This is a genomic window from Metabacillus indicus LMG 22858 (genome assembly GCF_000708755.2).
GTDB lineage: Bacteria > Bacillota > Bacilli > Bacillales > Bacillaceae > Bacillus_P > Bacillus_P indicus.
This window is the reverse complement of sequence record NZ_JGVU02000006.1, coordinates 589,056-604,649: the sequence shown is the minus strand read 5'-3', so window position 1 is coordinate 604,649 and position 15,594 is coordinate 589,056. Positions and strand designations below refer to the sequence as shown.

At 45.9% G+C, this 15,594-nt stretch carries 20 protein-coding genes; 16 read left to right on the top strand and 4 right to left on the bottom strand.

Translation table 11 applies throughout. The features are described from left to right. Positions 1-428: 428 nt before the first annotated feature. From AZ46_RS17405 to spoIID, 5 genes are all read left to right on the top strand, one after another. Positions 429-659, top strand: coding sequence for a DUF1146 family protein (locus AZ46_RS17405; RefSeq protein WP_029284972.1), 231 nt, complete (start codon positions 429-431; stop codon positions 657-659). A gap of 242 nt (positions 660-901) precedes the next feature. Then, complete coding sequence (locus AZ46_RS17400) at positions 902-1,642, top strand: YwmB family TATA-box binding protein (RefSeq protein ID WP_051865694.1); 741 nt, start codon at positions 902-904, stop codon at positions 1,640-1,642. 32 nt (positions 1,643-1,674) lie between these two features. Further along, positions 1,675-2,979 carry a UDP-N-acetylglucosamine 1-carboxyvinyltransferase gene (gene murA / locus AZ46_RS17395; RefSeq protein WP_029284968.1) on the top strand — a complete coding sequence of 435 codons (1,305 nt, stop codon included), beginning with the start codon at positions 1,675-1,677 and terminating at the stop codon, positions 2,977-2,979. 166 nt (positions 2,980-3,145) lie between these two features. Beyond that, positions 3,146-3,580 carry a VanZ family protein gene (locus AZ46_RS17390; protein ID WP_051865692.1) on the top strand — a complete coding sequence of 145 codons (435 nt, stop codon included), beginning with the start codon at positions 3,146-3,148 and terminating at the stop codon, positions 3,578-3,580. A 106-nt stretch (positions 3,581-3,686) separates the two neighbouring features. Continuing rightward, entirely contained in the window at positions 3,687-4,712 is a 1,026-nt protein-coding gene (spoIID, locus tag AZ46_RS17385) for a stage II sporulation protein D (protein ID WP_029284964.1), read from the top strand. A 95-nt stretch (positions 4,713-4,807) separates the two neighbouring features. Here the strand turns inward: spoIID and AZ46_RS17380 are convergent, their stop codons facing one another. Continuing rightward, positions 4,808-5,302: a GNAT family N-acetyltransferase gene (locus tag AZ46_RS17380; protein ID WP_029284962.1), complete on the bottom strand. Its 495-nt coding sequence runs from the start codon at positions 5,300-5,302 to the stop codon at positions 4,808-4,810. Positions 5,303-5,308: 6 nt separating this feature from the next. Next, complete coding sequence (locus AZ46_RS17375; protein ID WP_029284961.1) at positions 5,309-5,737, bottom strand: VanZ family protein; 429 nt, start codon at positions 5,735-5,737, stop codon at positions 5,309-5,311. Between the two features lie 175 nt (positions 5,738-5,912). Here AZ46_RS17375 and AZ46_RS17370 point away from each other — a divergent pair, with 175 nt between their 5' ends. From AZ46_RS17370 to AZ46_RS17325, 9 genes are all read left to right on the top strand, one after another. Continuing rightward, positions 5,913-6,851: a M23 family metallopeptidase gene (locus AZ46_RS17370; protein WP_029284959.1), complete on the top strand. Its 939-nt coding sequence runs from the start codon at positions 5,913-5,915 to the stop codon at positions 6,849-6,851. A 352-nt stretch (positions 6,852-7,203) separates the two neighbouring features. After that, a complete protein-coding gene (gene spoIIID, locus AZ46_RS17365) occupies positions 7,204-7,479 on the top strand; it encodes a sporulation transcriptional regulator SpoIIID (RefSeq protein WP_029284957.1) in 276 nt (91 codons plus the stop codon). Between the two features lie 149 nt (positions 7,480-7,628). After that, positions 7,629-8,630 (top strand): rod shape-determining protein, encoded by a 1,002-nt coding sequence (gene mreB / locus AZ46_RS17360; protein ID WP_029284955.1) that lies wholly within the window; start codon positions 7,629-7,631, stop codon positions 8,628-8,630. Between the two features lie 192 nt (positions 8,631-8,822). Continuing rightward, entirely contained in the window at positions 8,823-9,611 is a 789-nt protein-coding gene (locus tag AZ46_RS17355; RefSeq protein WP_029284952.1) for a flagellar hook-basal body protein, read from the top strand. A 10-nt stretch (positions 9,612-9,621) separates the two neighbouring features. Continuing rightward, positions 9,622-10,413, top strand: coding sequence for a flagellar hook-basal body protein (locus AZ46_RS17350; protein WP_029284951.1), 792 nt, complete (start codon positions 9,622-9,624; stop codon positions 10,411-10,413). Positions 10,414-10,425: 12 nt separating this feature from the next. Further along, positions 10,426-10,689, top strand: a complete 264-nt coding sequence (locus tag AZ46_RS17345) for a DNA-directed RNA polymerase subunit beta (protein WP_029284949.1) — start codon at positions 10,426-10,428, stop codon at positions 10,687-10,689. Between the two features lie 67 nt (positions 10,690-10,756). Next, complete coding sequence (gene fabZ, locus AZ46_RS17340; RefSeq protein WP_029284947.1) at positions 10,757-11,191, top strand: 3-hydroxyacyl-ACP dehydratase FabZ; 435 nt, start codon at positions 10,757-10,759, stop codon at positions 11,189-11,191. Positions 11,192-12,178: 987 nt separating this feature from the next. Continuing rightward, the gene (locus tag AZ46_RS17330; protein ID WP_152554770.1) at positions 12,179-13,048 is read left to right on the top strand and encodes a nuclease-related domain-containing protein; all 870 of its coding nucleotides are present in this window, start codon (positions 12,179-12,181) and stop codon (positions 13,046-13,048) included. A gap of 60 nt (positions 13,049-13,108) precedes the next feature. Next, entirely contained in the window at positions 13,109-13,384 is a 276-nt protein-coding gene (locus AZ46_RS17325; RefSeq protein ID WP_029284941.1) for a hypothetical protein, read from the top strand. An 18-nt stretch (positions 13,385-13,402) separates the two neighbouring features. Here the strand turns inward: AZ46_RS17325 and AZ46_RS17320 are convergent, their stop codons facing one another. Next, the gene (locus tag AZ46_RS17320; protein WP_051865686.1) at positions 13,403-13,858 is read right to left on the bottom strand and encodes a YwpF family protein; all 456 of its coding nucleotides are present in this window, start codon (positions 13,856-13,858) and stop codon (positions 13,403-13,405) included. A gap of 97 nt (positions 13,859-13,955) precedes the next feature. Further along, positions 13,956-14,366 carry a helix-turn-helix domain-containing protein gene (locus AZ46_RS17315; RefSeq protein ID WP_029284937.1) on the bottom strand — a complete coding sequence of 137 codons (411 nt, stop codon included), beginning with the start codon at positions 14,364-14,366 and terminating at the stop codon, positions 13,956-13,958. Positions 14,367-14,659: 293 nt separating this feature from the next. Between AZ46_RS17315 and AZ46_RS17310 the strand changes: the two genes are divergently transcribed. Together AZ46_RS17310 and ssb are read left to right on the top strand one after the other, a co-directional pair. Next, on the top strand, positions 14,660-15,058 hold the full coding sequence (locus AZ46_RS17310) for a hypothetical protein (protein ID WP_029284935.1): 399 nt from the start codon (positions 14,660-14,662) through the stop codon (positions 15,056-15,058). 157 nt (positions 15,059-15,215) lie between these two features. Next, the gene (ssb, locus tag AZ46_RS17305) at positions 15,216-15,593 is read left to right on the top strand and encodes a single-stranded DNA-binding protein (RefSeq protein WP_051865684.1); all 378 of its coding nucleotides are present in this window, start codon (positions 15,216-15,218) and stop codon (positions 15,591-15,593) included. The last annotated feature ends 1 nt before the right edge of the window (position 15,594 follow it).

Sequence of the window (15,594 nt, the reverse complement as noted above, 5' to 3'; positions counted from 1 at the left end):
AGCGGAAGGCACTTGACTCCTTGTCCAGCTGCAGCGCCCAACTCCTCTGTCAGAACAAAATCCCCCAAAAAGTCAAACCCGGACTTTTCGGGTGATTTCTTATCTGACTGCCGGAGCAAAACGGGCGCTTCCGCTTTTCTAGGGGATGAAGAGGGCACTGAAGATCCCGCAAGCGCAGCGAGGAGGCTCCAGGCACTCCCCGCGGAAAGCAAGTGACTGCAGCGAAATGGAACGGACACAGTTCGAACCAACTAAACGAAAACATTTCATAAATTTGCCACGAATCTTCACAAAAAAAACATCAACGCACGCGCAGAATTTTATATAATAGAGGAGGTGTAAAAGCCTCTTCTTTTTTTTGCTTAAAAAAGAAGATAAGCAAAAGCCTTCTTTTCGAAAAATAGCTACATATAGGAGTTGTTTAACCTATGCTTGATTTTAATCAGCAGGCATTGCTTGGCCTTATGTCTCACCTCGTGTTCATTCCGGTTACCTGGTGGGCGCTGCAGGCGCTTCATATTGAAAAAGCCATGAAAAAAGGGAAGGTCATGCAAGCGCGTGCGCTGCTGATCCTGCTCACGATCGCCATCTCAGGCGCAGTCAGCAATTTTTTTCTTGATTATTTAATATGGTCCCGCCAGCTTCCTTTTTTATTTTAGGGCCTTTTTTACCGGTTTATTGCAACACTGACACAGCCAATTCACTTAGCCAATAGATCAGGCAAGCTTGCTGAATTCATCTTTTCTTTGTTTTCTTACGTTTAGGCAGCTGACAACAGGGGAATATGTCCTACAGATTAGGAAGTGAACAGCACGAGCTTGTCTAACAATGACGACTTTTTCCACGTATGCCGCGGTCTCAAACGGTAACACTGTTACTAGGGAGAGGACGTGGGGATATAATGAAAAAAGTCAGTCTTGCAATTATGATGTTTCTTATTTTTTTTACAGGTGCATTTGCTGCACACCAGACATTCGGAGCAAAGAAGGAAACGGAGCTTGAAACCATTGTAGAGGGCATGGAAGCACAGGGAATTGATGTAAAAAAATGGTCAATGTATTCTAAGAAGATGGTTTCAGACGAGACTCTTTCTTTCGAAGATACAGTGAAACTTTTCCAAAATCAATTTCGTCAGTTTAAGTGGTCCGAGGACCGTGCGGACGGCAAACTACATAAGATGACAGGGACCTTTTTCGACAAGGATTCGGGATTTACCGAAAAGCTCCAGATTCAAACTACCGACACAAATGGATTTCAGCAATCGTATATCTTGTATGAGCTGAGCGGAGAGGGTTCCGGAAAAAAATGGGCGGAGATCTATGGGCATGCGCAGGCCAGAAGCTTCGACATTTTCCATGAAAATCCTACAATTTTCACTTGTGTCAATGGACAGCTTGATGATAAGATGAGTAGTGTTTTGCAACCTAAAGTGGAAGCTTTGCTTAAACAATTTAACGCGGTGCCGGTGGAACAGCTTAAAGAGAAGTCGTTCATATCAGTATCCGCACTCACGACGGATTGGAATCATGTGATTCCGGCAGACTCAGGCAGCATGAACATTCAAATTGCGCTCAGAAGCGCAGGATTGGGCGGTAATACTAGCGTTACAGTAGGAACCCCAATCATAACGTCTGAATATTAATATATAGAAATTGGGACGCGGAGGGGAAGACCTTGGAAAAAATCATCGTCCGCGGCGGTCGTAAGTTAAACGGTACTGTAAAAGTAGAAGGTGCTAAAAATGCCGTTTTACCAGTAATCGCTGCATCTTTATTAGCCAGTGAACAAAAAAGCATAATCTGTGATGTGCCTACGCTCTCCGATGTGTATACAATCAATGAAGTGCTGCGCCATCTTGGTGCAGAAGTTCACTTTGAAAATAACCAAGTGTTTGTAGATGCATCAAACGAGCTAAATATGGAAGCTCCTTTTGAATATGTGCGCAAAATGCGCGCTTCTGTATTGGTCATGGGGCCATTACTAGCAAGAAACGGCCGTGCACGCGTGGCTCTGCCAGGCGGATGTGCGATCGGATCACGTCCAATTGACCAGCATTTAAAAGGCTTTGAAGCAATGGGAGCAACAATTAAAGTAGGTAACGGATTCATCGACGCTGAAGTCAAAGGAAGACTTCGCGGCGCCAAAATCTACCTTGATTTCCCAAGTGTTGGAGCAACTGAAAACATCATCATGGCTGCGGCTCTAGCTGAAGGAACTACCATCCTTGAGAACGTAGCAAAAGAACCGGAAATCGTTGACCTTGCCAACTACATCAACGCGATGGGCGGCAAAGTGCGCGGAGCCGGAACTGGAACAATCCGCATTGAAGGTGTGGAAAAACTGACAGGCGTTAAGCATCACATCATTCCTGACCGCATTGAAGCTGGTACATTCATGGTAGCAGCAGCAATCACAGGCGGAAATGTGCTTGTTCGTGGCGCCGTGCCTGAACATTTAGCATCTTTAATTGCGAAAATGGAAGAAATGGGCATCCAGATCACTGAAGAGGAAGACGGACTTCGTGTCATTGGCCCTGAAAAACTAAAAGCCATTGACATCAAGACGATGCCGCATCCAGGCTTCCCGACAGACATGCAATCACAAATGATGGCATTGCTGCTGAAAGCTGAAGGCACTTCTATGATTACGGAGACGGTTTTTGAAAACCGCTTCATGCACGTGGAAGAATTCCGCCGCATGAATGGAGAAATTAAAATTGAGGGCCGTTCTGTCATCATTAATGGTCCAGCCAACATGCAAGGCGCTGAAGTTGCAGCAACAGACCTGCGCGCTGGTGCAGCACTTGTTCTTGCAGGCTTAGTATCTGAAGGCTACACGCGTGTAACGGAGCTTAAGCACGTTGACCGCGGCTACGTAGACTTCCACGGAAAACTTGCTTCCATCGGTGCCGACATCGAACGCATCACGGAAGAAAGCACTGTGAACTCAGAAAAAGCTGTCAGTGACATGAACGCATAAATTCATACGTATTTTTTCAGGAAGCCGGGGTAGATCTACTCCGGTTTCTTTTTGTTTTTCCTAAAAAGAAAGACTTTATTAGTTTGGGTGTTTTCCTTATGATTTATACATAGATGCTTATAAAAAATACCGTAAATGACCACGATGATGCGGAGGAGGGAAAGGAATGAAAGTTATCATTGCAAGCTGCCTGATTACCGCATTTTCATTGTTTTCATTTACGAGCGATCTGCAGTCGCTGCTGACCGGGAACTATATCGGATTTATCTTCAGGAGCGATCCTAATTTTTCAGATTTGCTGATGACCGCGGATATCCAGTGGCAAAGCACATTTTATGTAATTTCTAAAACGGGACACGCGCTGTACTTCTTCTTTTTCACACTGATCATGGCGTTTCTGTATCGTATGCGCACGGCTCTTCTTTGGGCTCTCTTTCTTGCGGTTTCATCCGAAATTATTCAGCTGTACACAAACCGCAGCGGAAGAATCGTCGATATGCTCTATGATCTTACCGGGACGCTTGCTGCCATACTCGTTCTTTTCATCGTGAAAAAGAGCGCTGAGATTGTCGAAGGAAATCGCAGCAGCATGCCGAAATGAATAAGAGAAGTGCGTGAACTTTCCAATGTTTGGAGTCATAAACGGTTGTCCACCTCCATAGAATTGAACAGAGACGGTAAACGACATATCGGATATGGAGGCCCAGATGAAATCTTTGAAACCAATCGTTTTAGTACTCGCCGGATTATTTCTCATCATATTAATGATCCCAACACTCCTCGTAGCCCCCTTTATGAACGATCCATCAAGCGGAGAACTATCAGAAGACCTTCAAACCAAAAAGGGTGAACAGCTTATGCTTGGAAAATCCATGATCGATGTACCAGTGTACCGAAGCAGCTCGGAGAAAATCGAAAACATCCCGCTCGAAGAATATGTCATTGGCGTAGTCGCCTCAGAAATGCCGGCTGATTTTGAAGAAGAAGCGCTGAAGGCGCAGGCGCTTGCAGCGAGGACGTATGTGGTGAAGCAGATGATGTTTGATAAGCAGTTGCCGAAACTTCCTGCGGGTGCGGTTGTGAGTGATACGACGGATCATCAGGTATATAAAACAAACGACCAGCTGAAAAAGCAGTGGGGCAAGGATTACAACTGGAAAATGACAAAGATCTACAATGCGGTGGCATCCACTCAGGGCCAGGTTCTGACCTATGACAACAAACCGATCGATGCCTCCTTTTTCTCGACCAGCAACGGCTACACCGAAAACTCGGACGAATACTGGACAGCATCCCTGCCTTATTTAAAAAGTGTAGAAAGTCCGTGGGATGAAAAATCCCCTAAATATCATGATCAAACGGTCATCAGCGTACGTGACTTCGAGAATAAGCTCGGCGTGAAGCTCGGTTCGGGAGGAGAAGTCGGCAAAGTGATTGAGCGCACGTCCGGCAAACGAGTCGCACAAGTCGACTTCAACGGTAAAAAGCTCAGCGGCCGCGAAATCCGCGAAAAACTCGGCCTCCGCTCAAGCGACTTCGCCTGGCAGCTCAAAGGCGACCAGGTCGTCATAACCACAAAAGGCTTTGGCCACGGCGTCGGCATGAGCCAATACGGCGCCAACTTCATGGCCCAGGACGGCAAAAAATACAAAGACATCGTCAGCTACTACTACCAGGGCGCCAAAGTCGGCAGCGCCGAACCGTTTATCGCCCAGTACACAGCCAGAAACTGATTGATTGCCCGCGGGATGTGTCCTGCGGGTTTTTTGCATGGATTTTTATCTAGAAACAGACAAAAAAACGCGCCCTCCACAGGCGCGTTTCTCTATTAAACCACTCGTTTCCCTACAATCAATAAATCGCGCTCCACTCCATCGAGCTCCGCAACACGCGGCATGTTCGCCCATTGTTCAAAGCCGAAGCGCTTGAACAGGCGCAGGCTTGCTTCGTTGTGCCCGAATACAAGTCCCAGCAGTGTTTTGATGCCGAGCTCAGGGCATGCATCGAGTGCAGCCTGCAAAAACGTTGTGCCGATGCCCTTTCCGCGCACGTTTTGATCAATATAGATGCTGACTTCAGCGGTATATTGGTAGGCGGCGCGTCCGTGGAAGGATTCAAAGCTGAGCCAGGCCACCACTTTGTCTTCATCCGTCATCACCCATATCGGGCGCATGTCCGTGTGGTTGTTGAACCAGGCTTCACGGTCGGCAACGGTAACCGGAGTCAGGTCTGCTGTCACCGCTCTGCTTTCGATTGTCGAGTTGTAGATCTCAACGATGGCAGGCAGGTCGCTGTGGACAGCTTTTCGAACAGGAAAACTCATAGATGATCACTCCGAATCATTTAACTTTTTAAAAAGAGAGGTGATAAACGAAGGGCGCTCTGCAAAATACGTCACCTTCATGATGTAGAAAGACACAAGTACACCGATGGCATCCTTCACCAGATCAATCACTGTAGCGGACCGGTACGGAACAAAGTACTGGTGAATTTCATCAGTAGCCCCGTACAGAATGGAAATCACGGCTGCAAGGATACTCGCCTTTGCGGTCCATCGTCCGTTTGCGGCAAACGCCAGCGCGATGAGCCAGTAGAGAATCCCGAATTCAATCAAATGAAGGGATTCCTTCATTAATCGGTCAAACGAAAACGGCGTCTTAATGATGGCATCCGCAGGCAGACTTGAGAGTATCCAAATGAATATCATATAGAGAATGGGGGCAATTGTGAGCGCCCATTTGAAAATCGGCTTCTTCATTAACGTGCTCCTTTAGCTTGCTGATGGAACATAGTATACCACGTGTGCCGGAAAAATTTTAGAATCCATACATAATTTTATAATCCTCAGCAAAAAATAACTATTTGAAATTTTTAGCTGCGGATGTATATATTTTCAGAATTCTGTTCAGAATGATTGCTGAGGTGATGATAAAATGAGAGAGGAAGAAACTAAACGTACTTCTCAAAACTCAAAAATGCAACAAATTTTCAGAAAGCGTTGGGTATTCCCAGCAATCTACTTAGTCAGTGCAGCATTGATTTTGACAGCCGTGTTATGGTACCAGTCAATCGGTAATGGTAACTCAGCAAACGATCCAAGTGATTATGGAACATCGTATCAGGATGAGCCGACACGTGAAGTGAACTCAGCAGTAGAAAACTTCGCAATGCCGGTAGCCGATGCAGATTCAGTATCTGTCATCCGCAGCTTCTATGAAGCAGATGCAACAGCAGAAGAGCAAGAAGCAGCACTCGTTTCCTATAATAATACGTACGAGCCTAGCAAAGGAATTGACCTGGCAAGAGAAGACGGCAAGGAATTCGATGTCGCAGCTGCTCTAAGCGGTACAGTTACTAAAGCTGAAAAAGATCCATTACTCGGAAATGTCATTGAAATCGAGCACAAAGACGGCGTAACTACAGTTTACCAATCATTATCAAGCATGACTGTCGCAGCCGGTGACGAAGTCGAGCAAAACGAAATCCTCGGACAAGCTGGAAAAAGCCTGATCCACGAAGAAGATGGCGTACACGTTCACTTTGAAATCCGCAAAGACGGTACAGCAGTAAATCCAGTTGACTACATGGATAAGCCAGTTTCAGCATTGAACGAAATCAACGCTGAAAAAGAAGCACCTGCTAAAGAAGAAGAAGGTACTGAAGACGCAGAAAAAGGCGCTGAGGAAGAAAAGGGCGCTGAAGAAGAAAAAGGTGCTGAAGAAGAAAAGGGCACTGAAGATGCTGAAAAAGGAACCGAAGATGAAAAAGGTTCTGAAGAAGGCAAAGAAAAAGAAGACGCTGGTAAAGAGGGCAAAGAAAAAGGCAACTCTGACGAGCAGTCCGAAGCTTCAATCAGCACAAAAAACGCATAATACGCATCACTCTATAGATTGTCTATCCGCTTAGGGATAGACTATTTTTTTTGGTTTTTTTGAAAAGGGCTGTACAGATTCGACAAATCTTTCAAGAAATACCCACTCCGCCAAAACGCAAAAATCCACTTTCGAAGTCCCTCAAAACACAAATTATAAAAAAATTCGCACAAATCCCTTGTCCCTCTTGACTTTTTAGCATATATCTTCAACCAAGCTAATAAAATGTTACAAACCTAACAAAGAGAGTGTCTGAGGTGAGGGATCGTAAGTTTTATACATAGGCGCAGCTGCGTCTTGGTGCGAGTCTCATTTCACACTTCTCACATCCATTTTAGGGAGGTCGAGTGGTGTGCACGATTACATCAAAGAACGTACTATCAAGATTGGAAAGTATATCGTGGAGACGAAGAAAACTGTTCGCGTGATTGCGAAGGAATTTGGCGTTTCTAAAAGTACTGTCCATAAGGATTTAACCGAAAGGCTGCCTGAAATCAATCCAGAGCTTGCGAATGAAGTAAAAGAAATTCTTGATTATCATAAATCCATCCGTCATTTAAGGGGCGGGGAAGCGACGAAGCTGAAGTACCGGAAAGAGGATATTTTACAAGAAGAGCCTGTGAAATAAGAATTCTGCCTGTCTTTCTTGCAATTTCGACAAATCCCTACAAAACCTTTTACAATTTCAACCTTTTTTTAGTAAATTGTGATACAATATGAAATTAGGGCACAAAGTAGGAAATGCTGGGATCAGATTGCAAGGAGGATATGGAAAGAATGTTTGCAAGGGATATTGGAATTGACCTTGGTACTGCAAATGTACTAATTCATGTAAAAGGAAAAGGCATCGTTCTGAACGAGCCGTCTGTAGTTGCACTGGATAAGAATACTGGCAAGGTTCTTGCTGTAGGCGAGGAAGCCAGAAGAATGGTTGGACGTACTCCTGGGAATATTGTTGCGATCCGTCCATTGAAAGACGGGGTCATCGCGGATTTTGAAGTAACGGAAGCGATGCTCAAGCATTTCATCAACAAATTAAATGTAAAGGGTTTATTTACGAAACCCCGGATGCTTATTTGCTGTCCGACGAACATTACCTCTGTTGAACAGAAAGCCATCAAGGAAGCTGCTGAAAAAAGCGGCGGAAAAGACGTATTTCTTGAAGAAGAGCCAAAGGTTGCCGCAATCGGCGCCGGTATGGATATTTTTCAGCCTAGCGGGAATATGGTTGTAGATATTGGCGGTGGAACGACGGATGTCGCAGTTCTTTCAATGGGCGATATTGTCACCGCCTCTTCTATTAAGATGGCTGGGGACAAGTTCGACATGGAAATTTTGAACTACATCAAAAAAGAGTACAAGCTCTTGATTGGTGAACGTACGGCTGAGGATATCAAAACGCAAGTCGCGACAGTATTCCCAGGCGCACGCAACGAAGAAATCGCTATTCGCGGACGTGACATGGTGTCAGGTCTGCCTAGAACCATTACAGTCAACTCTGAAGAGGTTGAAGGCGCACTGCGCGAATCAGTAGCCCTCATCGTTCAAACGGCAAAAAGCGTACTTGAGCGCACTCCGCCTGAACTTTCTGCGGACATCATTGACCGGGGCATTATCTTAACAGGCGGCGGAGCCCTCCTGAACGGCCTTGATCAGTTAATGGCAGAAGAATTAAAGGTTCCTGTCTTAATAGCAGAAAACCCAATGGACTGTGTAGCAATCGGCACAGGCATTATGCTTGATAATGTTGACCGTCTGACTAGACGCAAAATTGTATAATGTGTGAGAAACATCAGTCTCTGGGCTGGTGTTTTTTTCTTTCTTCTCCTAAACCTTTCGCCCTCCCAGCCGATTTTAAGAGTGTAGCAGCTTAACTTTATAATATTTACAAAATTATACTGTGCGGAGTCTTGAACTCCGCTATAATGAAAAATAGAGAAAATTGCCTAAATACTCTTAAGAGGTGGAACGATGCTAAGAGGCTTTTATACTGCATCGGCGGGAATGCTCGCCCAGCAGCGGAGAACAGAAATGCTCTCCAATAATATTGCAAACGCCAATACCCCGGGCTATAAAACAGATCAGGCTGCTCTCAAAGCGTTTCCTGAAATGCTTTTGAAAAGAGTGCAGGATAACAAGCTGCCTCAAGAAGTCGGCTCAATCAACACAGGTGTCTATCTTCAGGAAATGATTCCCCTGTTTGCTCAGGGCGACCTGCGCGAAACTGGGTTAAATACAGATATAGCTTTGCTTCAAACGGCTGTGCCTGAAAACGGCACGCTGATGTTCGGCGTGCAGCTTCCGGACGGCGAGATCCGCTACACGCGTAACGGGCAGTTTACGAGAAATGAGAACGGACAACTTTCCCTTGCAGGCAATCCGGTGCTTGGAACGGACGGACAGCCGATTGCCCTTGCATCTGACGAGTTTGAGATATTGCCGGACGGTACGGTCAGAGTAAATGGTGAGGCGGGGTCACAGATCGGCATCTTCTTTTCAAACAATACAGCAGGTCTCGTGAAAGAAGGCAACGGTCTGTACCGGACAGAGGATGGCACTGAGCTTGATGCGGCTGCCGGCAACCCGGACGTTGCCTATCAGCTTAAGCAGGGTTTCCTTGAAGGATCCAATGTGGATGTATCAAGATCTTATACAGAAATGATGACCGCCTACCGCGCCTTTGAAGCGAACCAGAAGGTGCTTCAGGCCTACGACAGAAGCATGGACAAAGCCGTCAACGAAATCGGCAGAGTCAGATAGGAGGAAAAGTATGCTGCGATCTATGATTACCGCATCGAACACACTCGGCCAGCTTCAGCAGCAGCTTGACCTGATTGGAAACAACATGGCCAACATCGACACTCAGGGCTATAAACGGACCCAGACCGGCTTTTCTGACCTTCTTCATCAGCAAATGAACAACGGTGATCCGCATGACAGCCCTGATGGCAGATCGACTCCTCTTGGGGTACGATCAGGATCTGGTGCGGTGCTGACGGCTCAGACTTCCTTTTCGCAAGGAGGCATCAAGACAACGGAACGTGAGCTTGATTTTGCGCTTACTAAGCCTGGACAATTTCTGCAGGTGGAAGCAGGCGGGGAAATTCAGTATACACGGGATGGCGCACTGTATTTGAATCCGGCTCAGGACGGACGTCTTCAGCTTGTCACGTCTGAGGGGCACGCTGTTTTAGATGCGAATCAGAATCCGATTTTTCTGGATGCTTCTTTTAAAAACAGTACGGTATCAGCTGGCGGAAGATTGACGGCAAATCCATCCGGTGAGACGGTCCAGCTTGGAATTGTAGGAATTACCCAGCAAACAATGCTTGAAAAACAGGGCGGAAATCGGTACGCTTTAAAAGAGAACGCTCCAAATGGAACGGTTGCCTTTATAGAGCCTGAACAAGTCGGCATCAAACAGGGTGCCCTTGAAATGTCCAACGTCGATCTATCAAAAGAAATGACCGACCTCATGATTGCGCAGCGGTCTTATCAACTGAACTCAAAATCAATCACCATGGGCGATCAAATGCTCGGGTTAATCAATAGCGTCAGATAAGGGGTTTTTACAGTGAGTGCAAACGAACAGTCTCGTGAACATGTGAAACAGAAAAAGAAAAGCGAAGAGAAGATCCAAAAAAGCCCGAAAATCAGAATCAGGCTGATTCCGATCTGGCAGCGGATCCTTCTTTTGCTTCTTTTCATGGCCATTGCCGTCACCAGCGGCGCGATGATTGGATACGGTGTACTCGGCGACGGAAAACCAACAGATATCTTCGACAAACAGACGTGGCAGCACGTCATCGACCTGGTCGAAAAAGATTCCGAAAAATAAGGAGGGCGAACCCCTCCTTTTTGTGTATAATAGAACTATTAGGTTGTACTAGGAGGAGGTCCTAAAAATGCTCGACATCAATCAAATCAAAGAAATTATTCCGCACCGCTACCCATTCCTGCTCGTGGACAAAGTCCTCGAAGTCGATGAGGGCAAGCGCGCCATCGGACTTAAAAACGTAACTGCGAACGAAGAATTCTTCAACGGACACTTCCCAGAATACCCTGTCATGCCGGGCGTCCTGATTGTAGAAGCACTGGCTCAGGTCGGCGCCGTCGCCATGCTCATCAAAGAAGAAAACCGCGGCCGCCTCGCCTTCTTCGCAGGCATCGACAACTGCCGCTTCAAAAAGCAAGTCACACCAGGCGACCAGCTCCGCCTCGAAGTCGAAATCATCCGCCTCCGCGGCTCCCTCGGCAAAGGAAAAGGCGTTGCTACTGTGAACGGTGAAGTCGTATGTGAAACTGAGCTTATGTTTGCATTGGGTGAGAAAAAAGAATAGTGGTTTGAAGGACGATCCTGGGTGGGGTCGTTTTTTTTGTTCGCCTAAATTAGGAGGCAGCTGGGATATTTCAAGTAAACAACCGATTGCGGCAAGTAAAGGGTCTGCTTTTTCAAGAAAAAGAGGTATTTAGGCAAGTATTCCGCGCTGATTGGCAAGTAAAGGACGAAGTTTTGCCTGCGAACCAATTTTGAAGATCAGAATGCCCAAAAGCTTCTTCGAGCAGTGAGCGAATACGTAGTTATCACACTGGAATTTAGGAGGCGTCTGGAAGTTTTCAAGTAAACAACTGTTTGCGACAAGAAAAGGGTCAGCTTTTTCAAGAAAAAGAGGCATTTAGGCAAGTATTCTGCGCCGAGTATAAAGTAAGGACGAAGTATTGCTTCACGCACTAATTTCAAAGACTGGAATGCCCAAAACCGTCTTCGAGCAGTGAACGAATACGTAGTTATAACACTGGAATTTAGGAGGAGTCTGGAAGTTCTCAAGTAAACAGCTGTTTGCAGCAAGTAAAGGGTCAGTTTTTCAAGAAAAAGAGGTATTTAGGCAAGTATTCCGCGCTGAGTGGCAAGTAAAGGACGAAGTGTTGGCCGCGAACCAATTTTGAAGATCAGAATGCCCAAAAGCGTCTTCGAGCCAGGGATCAAGTACGTAGTTTGAACACTTAATTTAGGAGTCAGCTGGAAATTTTCAAGTAAATTGCTGTTCACGGCAAGTAAAGGATCAGCTTTTTCAAGAAAAAGAGGCATTCATGCAAGTAACCAGCACTGAGTGGCAAGTAATAGGCGGAGTACAACCCATAAACCGTTCAAAAAAGTTTCACCTGAAGACAGGAATATCAAAACGTAACAGAGAACTGCTACAAGTGAATATGAATCTAAGGAGTGATTGTTTCTGATCGTAAAAGAATTGCAGCCGTCAATAAGGCTCAGAAAGCTGGAGGCATTGTTAAGAAGGCTGCCCAGTCATCACAGGGAAAGGCGCAGAGTGGAGGACGAATATGCCAGAAGGATGGCAGGCTACCGAGGAGAGCAGTCGGTGGGGTATCACCTGATCCCGTTGCTGAGCAAGGAATTTTTAGTACTTTATGACTTAAGGATGCAAAAGAAAAGTTCATTTTACCAAATGGATATTCAAATCCTGACTCCAGCTTTTTTCGTCGTCCTGGAAGTAAAGAACATGAGCGGCACACTATGTTTTGATCAGCCGTTCAGCCAGCTGATCCGCACCATAAACGGGAAGGAAGAGGCATTTGCATGTCCGATTGTGCAGGTGAAGCGGCAGGCAAATTATTTGGAAAACTGGGCGAGTGTATACCGTATTCCCGTTCACTCATATGTTGTCATCAGCAACCCAACCACAATCATTAAATCTATCCCCGCTTACTCCGATATTGTCGTCAAGACGGTTATCCACGCTGCCGCTGTTGAAGAGAAGATTACTTCCCTTAGAACACGGTACAGAGAACCGCTCATGTCCCCAAAAGAACTCTTCAAGCTCTCAAAAAAGCTGAAAAATCTTCATGTTCCCGACAATCCCGATCTGCTCTCAATGTTTCAAATCCGTAGAAATGAGCTATTAACAGGCGTGCATTGCCCATCCTGCAGTTCCATTCCGATGCGGAAAATCAGCGGTGCCTGGTCATGCAGAAAGTGCGGCTGTCTTACGAAAACAGCGCATCTTAATACGCTGGACGATTATGTTCTTTTACTTGGCACATCAATTACAAACAGACAAGTCAGGGAGTTTCTACAAGTATCCTCTACCTTTTCAGCCTCCAAGCTTCTTGCTTCCCTCAATCTCCCTCACACAGGCACCTACCGAAACAGAGCCTATCTTCTGCCCGCACCTACATAAAATCCTCCACAATAACACACCCTAACCCCGAACAAACCACCACGAAAGGAGCAACCCAACATGAAAAAGAAATGGTACCTGTTAGCGGCAGGATCCCTGCTTGCAATGATGCTTGCAGCGGGATGTCAGGATGATCAGGATCCGGCGCCTCCAGAGGATAACAATATGGAGGAAGAAGTGCCGAACGATGAGACGCCTCCTGCTGAGGAAGAGACGGAAGACGACATGGAGCAGGATATGGAAGAGGATATGCAGGAAGATGAAGGCAAGATGGAAGATGAGATGCAAAAAGATGAGAAGCACATGGAAGAAGATATGAAGAACGACATGAAATAGGCAAAACAAAAAGTCCCTTCACGGTTGAGGGGACTTTTTAGTGTTGATTTCTCGCTGTTCGTTGAGTTTTTGTCTGAAGGCGTGGACGAGTTCGTCGCCCTGGAGGCCTTTGGTGAGCAGGTCGCCGAGGACTTTTTCGGGCTCGCTTTTTGATTTCCGGGCGAGCATGCGGCCTTCAAATAAAACAGATATATGCTCTTCAAGGACCATAATGGATTTGATGTTTGCCATAATTTCCGCGGGCTTGTTCGTTTTTTTGGATATGGTGACATAGAGTCGGAGTTCATCCTGCTGCTTTGACAGCAGTTCGAAGTACTCATTCTGGTCTTTTGGCAGCAGCGCTTCAATCATCCAGTGATTTTCGCCGTCTTCTTTATTGATGATCAGTCCGTCCGATAGGGAGATCTCGTCAAAGCTTACACCGTTTTCTCCCTCAAGTTCAATTGTCAGTCCCACAAGTCTAAACGTTTTCATAAACACCCTCCTTGGTCCAGTTTATCGTCCTCATATGGTTATTGTTACATTATACCATACGAGGGGAGCGGGGCACCAAAGGAAGGGATGAGCCGAATTATTCAATTATCTTCTGTATCTCCTGAATCGCATGCACAATGACGTTCTCCGCATGCTTCCGGTTCTTGGATTTCATCATCATCAGCCGTTCCAGCTGTTCGAGCATCTGAGGCGTTTTCACTAAATATTCCACAATCTCAGAAAGCTGGTGCTTTGTTTCATACCGTTCATAAACCTCATGCAGGATCGTATTTTCTATCTCCTCACGGCCAAGCAGCTGATCAATGCTGACTTCAAACGCGTTGCTTAGGGAAATCAGGTAATTGAGCTCAGGTGCCTGTTCCCCTGTCTCAAGACGTGACACGACCGAGCGGGACACGTTCATCCGCGCAGCCAGATCCTCCTGCGACCAGCCGTATTCCTGCCTGTAGAATTTCATGTTCTTCTTCAGTGTTTCCAGTTCTTTCATCAGGAGCACCTTCATTTCCGTGTTTCAAGCACTTTACTCATATCGTAAAGTAGCTGGTCCGGCGCCACTGTTCAGTTTGCGGACAAACTAATGAATGTGCGAAGAATGAACATCAGGCCGTATATACAGAAAAAGGGAGAAAAATCATTTCTAGAGACGGATAACCGAGTATGAAAGAGTTGCATTACACATTTTGACAAAAAATAAGTAAATATACCCATTATTTAAGATTTTCAAACCACTCATCATTTGCTATTTTGGAATAGTAAACATTTAAGAAAAGAGGATGATCAGTGGAAACCTTCAAACTTAAAACCATTTCAGTGAAAGACCTTCAGGCGTCAGGAGGATTTGTGAGGGAGGGACCGGCTGATATGCCGATGACACTTAAAGTAGGGGAAATCATATGCGGAAAAGTAAAGCACCATCACTTTCAGGTCAGCAGGCAATCTTCTGTAGAGATAATTTATGAAATACGGGAAAAGCAGCAATTCGTCCGAATCCTGCTTGATTTGCTGAAAAATAATCTGTCCATCCACTCCTTCATGTGGACACATGAAACAAACCGCTATGAACAAACAGCCATAGAAGAACAGCTCATGACATCAAAAGCCTTTCAAACCATTCTCCAAAGCATCACATTTTCAGGCAGTGATCAGCAATCCTATCTTTTTCAGCTTCATAAAAAATAGCTATATGCGAAATGAATGACGCTTTAATTCAATTCAAAACGATATTTTCCTAAAGTAAAAACTTCATTATCTCCCGGCAAAATCTGATTTTCAAGATTTTTCCTTGGCTCAAAAACCCGTTACAATGGTCATGCAAGCTAAGGAAAGGAGGAATTACGTGATCAATTCAGTTGTGCTCGTCGGACGCTTAACGAAAGATCCGGAAATGCGCTACACAGCAGACGGCGCCCCCGTCGCCAACATCACACTTGCAGTCAACCGCACCTTCAAGAACGCATCAGGTGTCATGGAAGCAGACTTCGTCAACTGCACCCTCTGGAGAAAAACCGCAGAAAACACGGCAAACTACTGCCGCAAAGGATCCATCGTCGGCGTCTCCGGCCGCATCCAAACCCGCAACTACGAAAACTCAGAAGGCAAGCGCGTCTACGTCACCGAAGTCGTAGCCGATTCCGTCCGCTTCATGGGCGGACAAACCCGAGAACTGGCCGTAACCGAAAAACCGCAGCCGCTGCAGCAAACCCAGCCGCAGTAAA